This is a genomic window from Pectobacterium quasiaquaticum (assembly GCF_014946775.2).
Lineage (GTDB): Bacteria > Pseudomonadota > Gammaproteobacteria > Enterobacterales > Enterobacteriaceae > Pectobacterium > Pectobacterium aquaticum.
In genome coordinates, this window is the sequence record NZ_CP065177.1 from 1,008,191 (window position 1) to 1,020,452 (window position 12,262).

A 12,262-nucleotide genomic window follows, 5' to 3' on the forward strand; every position below is an offset into this window, starting at 1 on the left:
TCGCCGCGCTAGTTATCCTTCAGTTACGCGCCTGAGCAATCAGAGCGCTTAACATCTCCGAAATCATCTTCTGTTTTGCCTTGGGCAAACTGTCTATCTCTTCAATAAGCTGTTGCCATTTTGGCGTCGGGCCACGTTTACGGGCGGCCTTCTCTGCTTCCTCACCGAGTAAATCCTCAAGAGAAACTGATAACACTCTCGCCACGGCTGGGAGTATGGAAATCTGTATCCGTCTTCTTCCTGCTTCCCATGCCTGTACAGCCTGCTGGGAAACGTTCAGCGCCTGTGCAACCTGCGTCTGTGTCATCCCAGCTTCTTTCCTCAGTGCGGTTATCCGCTTACCCAGTTCGGTGATAAAGACCTGTTCTTCATTGCTTATCGGTGCGGCCATAGTCGTTTTACCTGAAATCCTTTGTGACCTGATGACCATAATCTACTCCATGTTTTACATTATACTGTTGTAAATACTACTAGCTGATGTATATACTTGTCGAGTTATTTTTAGCCAAACCCTATTGACAGGTTTTTAGAGGAAATCCGTTTATGGTACGCATCCCCGAATCCGAGTTGCAGCACCTGAAAGCCGCCGTGTCACTGGTTGAGGTGGTGCGTGCGCAGGGGCGCAAGGTGGTGAAGCGCGGTAAAGGCTGGGTGGTGCTGTGTCCGTTCCATCAGGAAAACACGCCGTCGTGTGTTATCAGCCCGGAGAAGAACCTCTATCACTGCTTCGGCTGCGATGCAGGCGGTTCAGTCATTGACTGGGTGATGAAAACGGAGGGCTTAAGCCTGCCTCATGCGGTCGATAAGCTGCGGCGTAAGCTGGGTAGTGTGCCAGCGGCTGAGCCGTTGCCGCCCGTAGCGGATATCGCGAATGAACAGGAGAGGCAGGCGTTGCTGCATCGTGTTACCGAGTTCTATCATCACACCTTACTCAATGCGCCGGAGGCCATCGCCTATCTGGAAAAACGCCGCCTCAATCATCCTGAGTTAGTCGCGCAGTTCCGCTTAGGGTTCGCCAACCGGACACTGGGCTACCGTCTGCCATCGAAGAAGCTGAAAGACGGCGCGGCCATCCGGGCGCAGTTGCAGGCCATCGGGGTGATGCGCGACAGCGGCCATGAACATCTGGCGGGGTCGTTAGTGGTTCCGGTTATCGACCTTAACGGTCAGGTGCAGGAGTTGTATGGGCGTAAACTGTGCGACAAGTTGCGTGCCGGGACGCCAAAACATCTGTACCTGCCGGGGCCACACGGCGGGGTGTGGAACGAGCAGGCACTGGTTGCCAGTAAAACGGTCATCTTATGCGAATCATTAATCGATGCGATGTCGTTCTGGGTGGCAGGCTACCGCAACGTGACGGCAGCCTATGGGGTGAATGGTGTGACCGATGAACTACGCCAGTCGCTTATCCGCCACGGGGTAAAACAGGTGCTAATCGCGTTCGATAACGATGCGGCAGGCAATACGGCGGCAGTAACACTGGCTGAGTCCTTAGCCGCTGAGGGCATCACCCCGTTCCGCGTGGTGTTCCCATCTGGCATGGATGCGAACGGCTACTTATGCAGTGTGGCCGAACCAGAAGCAGCGTTCGGGTTACTGGTTGACGGCGCGTTGCCAATGGGGGAAGCGGTCAACGCTGAACCTGAATCCGTGCCACAGCCTGAAAAACCGTCTCAACCCGACTCCTCTTTAGCTGCCGGGGTTGTGGTTGACGCCCTGCCGAACGGTGAGCTTGAGATAACGTTATCCGGCCAGCAGTGGCGCATCCGGGGCATGGCGTCGGTGAAAGCGGGTAGCGGCGTTATGAAAGTGAACGCGCAGGTCATCGACACGGTCAGCGGCGTGGTGTTCGCCGACAGCGTGGACATGATGAGTGCTCGTTCGCGGGCGGGTTATGCGCGGCTGGCCGCCAGTGAGTTGGGGTTAGCAGAAAGCGACCTTAAACGCAACTTAGGCCGGGTGCTGCTGGCACTGGAAAGTCATCTGAGCCAGCCGGAAACGGGTGATAACACCGAGCCGGAACTGGACGATGCCGCGAAAGCCGACGCGCTGGCGTTGCTGCAAGACCCGAACCTTATCGGCAGGCTGACGGATGATCTTGCCGCCTGTGGCGTGGTGGGCGAATCGACCAACTTAGTGGCGGGTTACTTGGCGGCGGTATCGCGCAAGCTGGATAAGCCGCTGGCCGTACTCATCCAGTCATCAAGCGCGGCGGGAAAATCCAGCCTGATGGATGCGGTGCTGAACCTGATACCGCCGGAAGAGCGGTTGCAGTACAGCGCCATGACGGGGCAAAGCCTGTTCTATCTGGGCGAAACTAACCTGCAACACAAGATACTGGCGATAGCCGAAGAGGAAGGCGTCAGACAAGCCGCCTATGCGCTGAAGCTGTTGCAGAGTGACGGGGAGCTGACCATTGCTTCTACGGGTAAGGACGATGCCACAGGCAATCTGGTCACTAAGCAGTACACGGTGAAAGGCCCGGTGATGCTGATGCTGACCACCACGGCCATCGATGTGGACGAAGAACTGTTAAACCGCTGTCTGGTACTTACCGTCAACGAATCCCGCGAACAGACCGAAGCTATCCATGCCTTGCAGCGCCACAAGCAAACGCTGGAAGGGTTGCTGATGGAGAACGAGAAAGGCTATCTCACCGAACTGCACCAGAACGCCCAGCGGTTACTGAAACCGTTAAAGGTGGTGAACCCGTTCGCCAGTCAGCTCACGTTCCTGAGCGACAAGACCCGCACGCGCCGCGACCATATGAAATACCTCACCTTGATACAGAGCATCGCCCTGCTGCACCAGTATCAGCGGGAGGTTAAAACCGTCTCGCACCGTGGGCAGGTTATCGCGTATATCGAGGTCGAACGCTCGGACATCGTGCTGGCCAACAAACTGGCGCATGAAATCCTTGGCCGGACGCTGGACGAGATGCCGCCACAGACGCGCAAGCTGTTGCTGCTGATACAAGGGATGGTGAATCAGTTAGCGCATGCGCAGAACAAAAAACCGGGCGAGGTGCGCTTTACCCGGCGGGATATCCGCAACGCGACACAGTGGAGTGACAGTCAGCTTAAGCTGCACTGCCTGCGACTGGCTGAAATGGAATACCTGCTGGTTCATGGCGGGAGCCGGGGACACTTGTTGCAGTACGAACTGCTGTGGGATGGCACAGTGCCGGAAGGGGCGCACCTGTGTGGGTTAATCGAGCCGGAACCGAATGAAAAAGACGGGTACGACTCGTGCAAGTCTGGGTCTGGCAATGGCAAGTCGGGGTCAAGTCTGCCCCAAGTTGGGGCTAAGTCTGGGTCAGCAAAATCGCGCCAAGCCGCAACCGATAAGGGTTCATCTGTCGCAAGTCGGGTTAACGGTAAAAGCAGGGTTCCGGCAAAGCCAGCTAAGCGCATCACATCGTAGTTCCCTTCTTCTCACTTCGCAGGACGCGCCGCCATGACCAAGCCGAAAGCCCCGACACCGGAAGCCACTTACCTTAGCAGCCTGTCACAGACGCTGCGCCAGTACACCACCGCTTACCTTGAGCACCTGACAGCGACGAACCACAGCCCGCGCACAGTGGAAGGGTACGGTGAACGGCTGCGCCCGTTCGTAACGTGGTGTGAAGAGCGGGGACTGATGCAGGCGGCACAGGTAAGTCTGGCAGTGCTGGAAGCCTATCAGCGGCATCTGCACGGCTACCGCAAAGCAGATGGGAAACCGCTGGCACAGGGCGGTCAGCTTAACCGCCTGACGGCCATCAGGATGTTGTTCCGCTGGTTGCTGCAACGGCATCATATCCTGTACAACCCGGCGGAGCAGATGACGCTGCCGAAAGCGGAGAAACGACTTCCGGCGCAGATACTGAGCGAGGAAGAAACCGAAGCGGTGATGGATGCGCAGAACACGGAGACGTTAACCGGACTGCGTAATCGCGCCGTGCTGGAAATGCTGTGGAGCACGGGACTGAGGCGTAGCGAACTGGCAAACCTGATGCTGAACGATGTGGACGTGGGGCGCGGGGTTCTGGTGGTGCGACAGGGCAAGGGGAACAAAGACCGGGTGGTGCCAGTGGGAATGCGGGCGCTGGTCTGGGTGCAGCGCTATCTGGATGCGGTGCGGCCAAGGCTGACAACGAAGCACGACAGCGGCTATCTGTTCGTCACGATATGGGGCAAGCGGCTGGCACGGTCAACGCTGACGATACTGGCAGGCAGGGCGATACGGGATGATGCGCACCTGAAAAAGGCGGGTGCCTGTCATGTGTTCCGGCACTCGATGGCGACACAGATGCTGGAGCGCGGCGCGGACACACGACACATACAAGCGATACTGGGCCATGAAAAGCTGGAAACCACGCAGGTCTATACCCGCGTTGCTATCGGCCATCTGAAACAGGTGCATGAGAAGACGCACCCGGCAGAGCGGAAACCGAAAACGCGACGCAGGAAGCGCAAGCCGGGTGAGCCTAAGCCGAGCATCACGCCGCAGCCGGACAGCCCGAAAAAGTAGCTCGCTCTCTTCAAGATCGCGGTACGGTGCCGGGCAAACGCTGCGCCGTCCATGGCGCACCGCTTGCCTTGGCCGGCTAAGGTGCTCCGGCGGTAAATGCCGCCCGGCCAGCGCCAACCCAAGCCGTTCTCTGTACTTAACGTTGCTGGCCAGTCGTCATTCAACATAATGTGGCATTACGCGCAAGTTGCTGAACGCAACCCACGCGCAACACACATTATGTCGGCGCCGTTCAACGCATGGGCGCGCTGCGGTCCGCTTCGGCAGCGGTGTGCGGCTGGCCGCCGAGGTTCGGCTCTTGGTGCGGTGTGGCGCACAGCTCGCAGGCTCGCTCTGCTGCGAACATCGCGCCCGTGCTTCGGCTTCCACAGTGTGGCCGCCCTCCCTGGCGGCGCAGGCAGCGGCGTCAGCCTTCAGGCAACGTCAACATCAAGGTCAACCCCACAGCAGAAGCCGCTCCTTCGTCACGGCGCTTAACGGCTTCACCTCGCCCCCGCCCCAACCCCGCTGCACTGGCTGCGCCCGGCTCGCAGTCGCCCGCTCCTCGCTCGTTCCCGTGCTCGCCATCTCCGCCCCGTGCGGCCCCCGCCGGGGGCCTCCCTGCTTAACGGCTTGGCTTGCGGGCCTCGCCAGCCCGCACCCGGCAGACGCTTCACCGTCCCACAGGCAAGCTGCGGAACGGCTCGCGCCGCGATAAAACCCGGTTCATTAACACAACGACTAATGGCAGCGGCTGACGCCGCTGCTATGATGTGGCACAGGCAGACAGGGAAGTCACAGCATGGCGGTAGCGTGTCCGGGGGCAAAAGTGCGCGTCGGGGTGTTCGGGTTACGGGTGTGTTAATGTGGCCGAAAACGCTGTCTGAAAAGGCCGTTGCTTCAATGGGTTAAGTGCGCTAAAAAGTACGACGGCGTCAGGATCGTCCCTATGACCCGATAGGGTTACTGGGTGGTCTGAGACCGCAGGGATATGTTCACAATCCGCTGGAGTGGGTTGACCCGCTGGGGTTGACGGAAAAAGAGGGCGGGGAGGACTATGAGTATTCTTTTGGCTCCCTTCGGCATTCTTTAAGAAGGCATTCTCCCCATGTTGGTCCTCCTCGGCAGGAACCTTATGCCTCAATGAAGCCAAAAAGACAGAAAGGGTCTTTGTTCCCATCAGAATGGGGAAATAGGGATATTGCAAGCGCAGCTAAAGAAGTTGCGAATAATCCTTTGAATAAAATAGCCTCTAATAGGGAAGGTTTTTTTGGAAACGTATTTGAAGGTACGGCAACGAGAAATGGTGTGACTCAAAAAATACGGGTTATTACTGATCATGCTGATCCTCATATCGGTGGAACAGGATCGGGGATTATTACTTCCAGTATTCCAATAAAATAGGAGTCAGCATGAAATATATTACATGTCAGAATTGTTATTCTAGTTACGAATCAGAAGAAACACGTTGCCCAGATTGTAATGCGTCACAGGGAAAAAAAGATGATGGGGTAATTTTTTTTACAGATGATGTTCGGAGTGAGATATCTCGGCTTGGTGGTATTGTTTATGACATCATTCCACTTTCATTTGAAAGGTATATAGTTCCATGTGAATGGGGAGTGATATTTTTTGATAATAAAAATCAGTTCTCGTGGAATTATCTTTGCGGGATAATTGACTCTGTAGAAGTGAATGAATATGTTGAAGTTATTCATGGTAATGATAAAGATTATCTCTCTGTTGAAAAAGGTAATCTAATTAAAAGAGAGAAATTAAAATAAATAAAAGCCGGAAGCGAACTCACGATCCTTCCGGCTATTTTATTTTAGCGGTTGGTATTACGCCAGCATGTTCCTCTGTTCTGCCCGAATGGTGATTTTACCGGGTAGTACGTCAATGCTTAACGGCTGGCCGAGTAACCCGCTCAGGGTAAGCCAGTCGCCTGTCAGAATTAACTCCCCGTTGTCACTTACCCAGTCCGCACCTTCCGTCTCGTTGCCGTCCAGTTCAGCCAGCAGCGCCGCGATATCCGTATCCTCATCCAGTCGCGTCAGTATTAACCCGTTGCGGTAGAGACTGATACGAAACAACGTCTTGGCGGAAAATCCCGCCTGTTGCAGTTCATGGCCTGTCAGCGTGAGTTCCGGCAGGTCGCCGTGCTGAAATGCGTAATGAATACTCATCGTGCGCCCTCCATGTTCAGCCCGCCGGGAAAATGGTTGAGCCAGTGGGTGACGGCATACTCATCAAACGGCGCAATGCTCAGGGCGTGCAGGTTGCCCCACAGTTCATGGATATCCTGCGTGGTGATGACGATGCAGCCGGGCATGATGCGCAGCCTGAGCGGTTGCCCGGTGGTAAATCCGGCGTCTTTTAGCCACTGCCCGGCAATGTTAATCGCGGGGGTATCATGGTTGCCCTTGATGGGGCGATATCCAACGCGGGTAAAGCGCTCGGCCTGAGAGATTTTAAAAACGGTGGTATCTGGCGTAGAATGCGCGTCAGCCATGGTAACTACTCCTATAGTTGCTTGTGGTGAGCGGCGTTAACGGGCTGCAACCCGTTATCGTCGCGCTAGTTATCGTTTACTGGTGATGTTCATCACCTGTTCCATCATTGCCTTCTTAACGAAACTGTCCAGAACGGCGATCAGCGCCTGCTGATCGGAGTCTGGTAACAGATCCGCCTTCTGCCACAGCGCATGTAGCGTGTGGTTGCGTACCTTCACTTCATCCGATACTGACTTACGGCCAACCAGTTCATCCATCGAAACCTGAAGCACGTCAGCGATGTTAACCACCGTCTCAAGGTGTGGGGCGCTCACGCCTTTTTCCCAGCGGTTATAGACTCGCGGATCAACGCCAAGAAGTTCGGCGAGTCTGACCTGACTCAGATTACGGGCTTCACGCAACAAACGGAGGCGTTCGGCAAATGCTGACATGTCCATACCTGCACACAATGAATTAATGTCGCTCATTGTACTGCCTCCTTTTTAGCTGCTTGTTGCAAATGAATTAACATGTGAATATTATAATCTACTATATAGTCCATTGACAAGATTTTGACGGAGTAGATTTTATGGCACGCATCCCCGAATCTGAGTTGCAGCACCTGAAAGCCGCCGTGTCACTGGTTGAGGTGGTGCGTGGTCAGGGTCGCAAGGTGGTGAAGCGCGGTAAAGACGTCGTGGTGCTGTGCCCGTTCCATCAGGAGAAAACCCCTTCAATGGTTATCTCGCCGGACAAGAATCTCTATCACTGCTTTGGCTGTGATGCAGGCGGGTCGGTCATTGACTGGGTGATGAAAACGGAGAACCTCAGCCTGCCTCATGCGGTCGATAAGCTGCGGCGTGAGCTGGGGAGCGTGCCCGCCGCTGAGCCGTTGCCGCCCGTGGCTGATATCGCGAATGAACAAGAGCAGCAGGCGTTACTGCATCGTGTTACCGAGTTCTATCATCACACCTTACTCAATGCGCCGGAGGCCGTCGCCTATCTGGAAAAGCGTCGCCTCAACCATCCTGAGTTAGTGGCGCAGTTCCGCTTAGGGTTCGCCAACCGCACGTTGGGCTACCGTCTGCCATCGAAGAAGCTGAAAAACGGCGCAGCCATCCGGGCGCAGTTGCAGGCCATCGGGGTAATGCGCGACAGCGGCCATGAACATCTGGCGGGGTCGTTAGTGGTTCCGGTTATCGACAGTCATGGTCAGGTGCAGGAGCTGTACGGGCGCAAGCTGTGTGACAAGTTGCGTGCCGGGACGCCAAAGCACCTGTACCTGCCGGGGCCACACGGCGGGGTGTGGAACGAGTCGGCGCTAGTAGCGAGTAAGTCGGTCATCTTATGCGAATCACTTATCGATGCGATGTCGTTCTGGGTGGCAGGCTTCCGCAATGTCACCGCCGCCTATGGGGTGAATGGCTTTACCGATGAGATGCGACAAGCCTTTATCCGCCACGGGGTAAAACAGGTGCTCATCGCGTTCGATAACGATGCGGCAGGCGATGAAGGTGCGGTGAAACTGGCTTCTGCGTTAGCCGCTGACGGTATCACGCCGTTCCGGGTGGTGTTCCCGGCGGGGATGGATGCGAACGGCTACTTATGCAGTGTGGCCGAACCAGAAGCGGCGTTCGGGTTACTGGTTGACGGCGCGTTGCCAATGGGGGAAGCGATCGGGGTTGAATCCGAGCCTGAAATCGCCGCCGTACCACAGCCAGAGAAAACTTCTCAACCTGCCGCCTCTTTAGCGGCCGGGGTTGTGGTTGAAGTCTTGCCGAACGGTGAGCTTGAGATAGCGATGTCCGGTCAGCAGTGGCGCATCCGGGGTATGGCATCGGTGAAAGCGGGTAGCGGTGCGATGAAGGTGAACGCGCAGGTTATCGACACGCAAAGTGGCGTGGTGTTCGCGGACAGCGTGGACATGATGAGTGCGCGTTCGCGGGCGAGTTATGCGCGGCTGGCCGCCTCTGAGTTGGGGTTGGCGGAAAGCGACCTTAAACGCAGTCTGGGACGGGTGCTGCTGGCACTGGAAAGTCATCTGAGCCAGCCGGAAACGGGTGATAACACCGCGCCGGAACTGGACGATGCCGCGAAAGCCGACGCGCTGGCGTTGCTGCAAGACCCGAACCTGATTAGCCGACTGACGGATGACCTTGCGGCCTGTGGCGTGGTGGGGGAGTCCACTAACTTAGTGGCGGGTTACTTAGCAGCGGTGTCGCGCAAGCTGGATAAACCGCTGGCCGTGCTTATCCAGTCATCAAGCGCGGCGGGAAAATCCTCGCTGATGGATGCGGTGCTGAACCTGATACCGCCGGAGGAGCGGCTGCAATACTCGGCGATGACAGGGCAAAGCCTGTTCTATCTGGGTGAAACGAACTTACAGCACAAAATACTGGCGATAGCGGAAGAGGAAGGCGTCAGGCAAGCCGCCTATGCGCTGAAGCTGTTGCAGAGTGACGGGGAACTGACGATAGCGTCAACGGGCAAGGATGATGCCACGGGCAATCTGGTCACCAAGCAATACACGGTGAAAGGCCCGGTGATGTTGATGTTAACCACCACGGCCATCGACGTGGATGAAGAGCTGCTGAACCGCTGTCTGGTTCTCAGCGTGAACGAATCCCGCGAACAGACCGAAGCAATCCACGCCTTGCAGCGGCATAAGCAGACACTGGAAGGGTTGCTGATGGAGAACGAAAAAGGCTATCTGACCGAGTTGCACCAGAACGCGCAGCGGCTGTTACGCCCGCTCAAAGTGGTCAATCCCTATGCGTCACAGCTTACGTTCCTGAGCGATAAAACCCGCACGCGCCGCGACCATATGAAGTACCTGACGTTAATCCAGTCTGTCGCGCTGCTGCACCAGTATCAGCGGGAGGTTAAAACCGTCTCGCACCGTGGGCAGGTTATCGAGTATATCGAAGTCGAACGGTCGGACATCGTGCTGGCCAACAAACTGGCGCATGAAATCCTTGGCCGCACGCTGGATGAGATGCCGCCACAGACACGCAAGCTGTTGCTGCTGATACAAGGGATGGTCAATCAGTTAGCGCATACACAGAACAAAAAACCGGGCGAGGTGCGCTTCACCCGGCGGGATATCCGCAACGCGACACAGTGGAGTGACAGTCAGCTTAAGCTGCACTGCCTGCGACTGGCTGAAATGGAATACCTGCTGGTTCATGGCGGGAGCCGGGGACACTTGTTGCAGTACGAACTGCTGTGGGATGGCACAGTGCCGGAAGGGGCGCACCTGTGCGGGTTAATCGAGCCGGAAGTCAGTGAAAAAGACGGGTACGACTTGCGCAAGTCTGGGTCTGGTAATGGCAAGTCTGGGTCAAGTCTGCCCCAAGTCGGGGCTAAGTCTGGGTCAGTAAAACCGCGCCAAGCCGCAGCCGATAAGGGTTCATCTGTCGCAAGTCGAGTTAACGGCAAAAGCATGGTTCCGGCAAAGCCAGCTAAGCGCATCACATCGTAGTTCCCTTCTTCTCACTTCGCAGGACGCGCCGCCATGGCCAAGCCCAAACCACCCAGCTCGGAAGCCCTTTACCTTAGCAGCCTGTCACAGACGCTGCGCCAGTACACCATGGCTTACCTTGACCACCTGACGGCCACGAACCACAGCCCGCGCACGGTGGAAGGGTACGGTGAACGGCTGCGCCCGTTCGTAACGTGGTGCGAAGAACGGGGACTGATGCAGGCGGCACAGGTAAGTCTGGCAGTGCTGGAAGCCTATCAGCGCCATCTGCACGGCTACCGCAAAGCAGACGGCAAGCCGCTGGCACAGGGCGGGCAGCTTAACCGCCTGACGGCCATCCGTATGCTGTTCCGCTGGCTGCTGCAACGGCACCATATCCTGTACAACCCCGCCGAACAGATGACGCTGCCGAAAGCGGAAAAGCGGCTTCCGGCGCAGATACTGAGCGAGGAAGAAACGGAAGCGGTGATGGACGCACAGGACACCGGGACGTTAACCGGACTGCGTAACCGTGCGGTACTGGAAATGCTGTGGAGCACGGGGCTGCGGCGCAGCGAACTGGCAAACCTGATGCTGGCCGATGTGGACGTGGGGCGTGGGGTTCTGGTGGTGCGACAGGGCAAAGGCAACAAAGACCGGGTGGTTCCGGTGGGGCTGCGGGCGCTGGTCTGGGTGCAGCGCTATCTGGATGCGGTACGACCGCGACTGACGACGAAGCACGACAGCGGTTACCTGTTCGTGACGATATGGGGGAAGCGGCTGGCGCGGTCAACGCTGACGATACTGGCGGGAAGTGCCATCCGCGAGCAGGCACACCTGAAAAAGGCCGGGGCGTGCCATGTGTTCCGGCACTCGATGGCGACACAGATGCTGGAGAACGGCGCGGACACGCGACACATACAGGCGATACTCGGCCATGAGAAGCTGGAGACCACGCAGATATACACCCGTGTGGCTATCGGGCATCTGAAACAGGTGCATGAGAAGACGCACCCGGCAGAGCGGAAACCGAAAGCGCGACGCAGGAAGAAACGCAAACCGGACACCACGCCGCAGTCGGACAGCCCGAAAAAGTAGCTCGTTCCCTTCAAGGCCGCAGGACGGTGCAGGGCAAACGCTGCGCCGTCCGTGGCGCACCGCTTGCCTTATGTGGCTAAGGCGCTCCGGCGGTAAATGTCGCCCGGCCAGCGCTTATCGTCATCACTCTCTGCAACAATCGTTACTGGCCGAACGTCATTCAACATAATGTGGCATTACGCGCAAGTTGCTGAACGCAACCCGCGCGTAACACACATTATGTCTGCGCCGGTCGGGTAATGGGCGCGCTGCGGTTACTTCCACATCGGTGTGCGGCTGGCCGCCGGGGTTCGGCTCTTGGTGCGGTGTGGCGCACAGCTCGCAGGCTCGCTCTGCTGCGAACATCGCGCCCGTTCTTCAGCATCGGCGGAGTGGCCGCCTTCCCTGGCGGCGCAGGCTCCGGCGTCAGCCTTCAGCAAACATCAAGGTCAACCCCACAGCAGAAGCCGCTCCTGCGTCACGGCGCTTAACGGCTTTACCTCGCCCCCGCCCCAACCCCGCTGCACTGGCTGCGCCCGGCTCGCAGTCGCCCGCTCCTCGCTCGTTCCCGTGCTCGCCATCTCCGCCCCGTGCGGCCCCCGCCGGGGGCCTCCCTGCTTAACGGCTTGGCTTGCGGGCCTCGCCAGCCCGCACCCGGCAGACGCTTCACCGTCCCACAGGCAAGCTGCGGAACGGCTCGCGCCGCGATAAAACCCGGTTCAACAGCAAACGACTAATGGCA

Annotated in this window: 11 protein-coding genes; 7 read left to right on the plus strand and 4 right to left on the minus strand. The window is 57.4% G+C overall.

Annotation, left to right across the window (positions count from 1 at the left end):
- Positions 1 to 19: 19 nt before the first annotated feature.
- Positions 20 to 391 carry a helix-turn-helix domain-containing protein gene (locus IG609_RS04590; protein ID WP_039289056.1) on the minus strand — a complete coding sequence of 124 codons (372 nt, stop codon included), beginning with the start codon at positions 389 to 391 and terminating at the stop codon, positions 20 to 22.
- A 152-nt stretch (positions 392 to 543) separates the two neighbouring features.
- On the opposite strand from IG609_RS04590, the gene IG609_RS04595 reads away from it, so the two are divergent.
- From IG609_RS04595 to IG609_RS04615, 5 genes are all read left to right on the plus strand, one after another.
- The gene (locus IG609_RS04595; RefSeq protein ID WP_193400758.1) at positions 544 to 3,423 is read left to right on the plus strand and encodes a CHC2 zinc finger domain-containing protein; all 2,880 of its coding nucleotides are present in this window, start codon (positions 544 to 546) and stop codon (positions 3,421 to 3,423) included.
- A gap of 33 nt (positions 3,424 to 3,456) precedes the next feature.
- Positions 3,457 to 4,512 (plus strand): site-specific tyrosine recombinase XerC, encoded by a 1,056-nt coding sequence (gene xerC / locus IG609_RS04600; RefSeq protein ID WP_193400760.1) that lies wholly within the window; start codon positions 3,457 to 3,459, stop codon positions 4,510 to 4,512.
- A 96-nt stretch (positions 4,513 to 4,608) separates the two neighbouring features.
- Positions 4,609 to 4,989: a hypothetical protein gene (locus IG609_RS04605; protein WP_193400762.1), complete on the plus strand. Its 381-nt coding sequence runs from the start codon at positions 4,609 to 4,611 to the stop codon at positions 4,987 to 4,989.
- Between the two features lie 645 nt (positions 4,990 to 5,634).
- Positions 5,635 to 5,895 (plus strand): hypothetical protein, encoded by a 261-nt coding sequence (locus tag IG609_RS04610; RefSeq protein WP_198481889.1) that lies wholly within the window; start codon positions 5,635 to 5,637, stop codon positions 5,893 to 5,895.
- Positions 5,896 to 5,903: 8 nt separating this feature from the next.
- Entirely contained in the window at positions 5,904 to 6,275 is a 372-nt protein-coding gene (locus tag IG609_RS04615) for a hypothetical protein (RefSeq protein ID WP_193399585.1), read from the plus strand.
- A 57-nt stretch (positions 6,276 to 6,332) separates the two neighbouring features.
- Here IG609_RS04615 and IG609_RS04620 read toward each other — a convergent pair whose 3' ends face one another.
- The 3 genes from IG609_RS04620 to IG609_RS04630 all read right to left on the minus strand — a co-directional run bounded on the left by IG609_RS04620 (position 6,333) and on the right by IG609_RS04630 (position 7,471).
- On the minus strand, positions 6,333 to 6,677 hold the full coding sequence (locus tag IG609_RS04620; protein WP_193399584.1) for a SymE family type I addiction module toxin: 345 nt from the start codon (positions 6,675 to 6,677) through the stop codon (positions 6,333 to 6,335).
- Positions 6,674 to 7,003, minus strand: coding sequence for a SymE family type I addiction module toxin (locus IG609_RS04625; protein ID WP_193399583.1), 330 nt, complete (start codon positions 7,001 to 7,003; stop codon positions 6,674 to 6,676). Before IG609_RS04625 ends, IG609_RS04620 begins: the two co-directional genes overlap by 4 nt.
- A gap of 69 nt (positions 7,004 to 7,072) precedes the next feature.
- Complete coding sequence (locus IG609_RS04630; RefSeq protein WP_039552385.1) at positions 7,073 to 7,471, minus strand: helix-turn-helix domain-containing protein; 399 nt, start codon at positions 7,469 to 7,471, stop codon at positions 7,073 to 7,075.
- Positions 7,472 to 7,572: 101 nt separating this feature from the next.
- On the opposite strand from IG609_RS04630, the gene IG609_RS04635 reads away from it, so the two are divergent.
- Both IG609_RS04635 and xerC (IG609_RS04640) read left to right on the plus strand, forming a co-directional pair.
- Positions 7,573 to 10,464: a CHC2 zinc finger domain-containing protein gene (locus tag IG609_RS04635; protein ID WP_193401157.1), complete on the plus strand. Its 2,892-nt coding sequence runs from the start codon at positions 7,573 to 7,575 to the stop codon at positions 10,462 to 10,464.
- A gap of 33 nt (positions 10,465 to 10,497) precedes the next feature.
- On the plus strand, positions 10,498 to 11,541 hold the full coding sequence (gene xerC, locus IG609_RS04640) for a site-specific tyrosine recombinase XerC (RefSeq protein WP_193401159.1): 1,044 nt from the start codon (positions 10,498 to 10,500) through the stop codon (positions 11,539 to 11,541).
- Positions 11,542 to 12,262 lie beyond the last annotated feature (721 nt).

Bases quoted from the DNA above. Each gene is read 5' to 3' on its own strand.
- IG609_RS04590 (WP_039289056.1), bottom strand. From the start codon at position 391: ATGGCCGCACCGATAAGCAATGAAGAACAGGTCTTTATCACCGAACTG.
- IG609_RS04595 (WP_193400758.1), top strand. From the start codon at position 544: ATGGTACGCATCCCCGAATCCGAGTTGCAGCACCTGAAAGCCGCCGTG.
- xerC (WP_193400760.1), top strand. From the start codon at position 3,457: ATGACCAAGCCGAAAGCCCCGACACCGGAAGCCACTTACCTTAGCAGC.
- IG609_RS04605 (WP_193400762.1), top strand. From the start codon at position 4,609: ATGCCGCCCGGCCAGCGCCAACCCAAGCCGTTCTCTGTACTTAACGTT.
- IG609_RS04610 (WP_198481889.1), top strand. From the start codon at position 5,635: ATGAAGCCAAAAAGACAGAAAGGGTCTTTGTTCCCATCAGAATGGGGA.
- IG609_RS04615 (WP_193399585.1), top strand. From the start codon at position 5,904: ATGAAATATATTACATGTCAGAATTGTTATTCTAGTTACGAATCAGAA.
- IG609_RS04620 (WP_193399584.1), bottom strand. From the start codon at position 6,677: ATGAGTATTCATTACGCATTTCAGCACGGCGACCTGCCGGAACTCACG.
- IG609_RS04625 (WP_193399583.1), bottom strand. From the start codon at position 7,003: ATGGCTGACGCGCATTCTACGCCAGATACCACCGTTTTTAAAATCTCT.
- IG609_RS04630 (WP_039552385.1), bottom strand. From the start codon at position 7,471: ATGAGCGACATTAATTCATTGTGTGCAGGTATGGACATGTCAGCATTT.
- IG609_RS04635 (WP_193401157.1), top strand. From the start codon at position 7,573: ATGGCACGCATCCCCGAATCTGAGTTGCAGCACCTGAAAGCCGCCGTG.
- xerC (WP_193401159.1), top strand. From the start codon at position 10,498: ATGGCCAAGCCCAAACCACCCAGCTCGGAAGCCCTTTACCTTAGCAGC.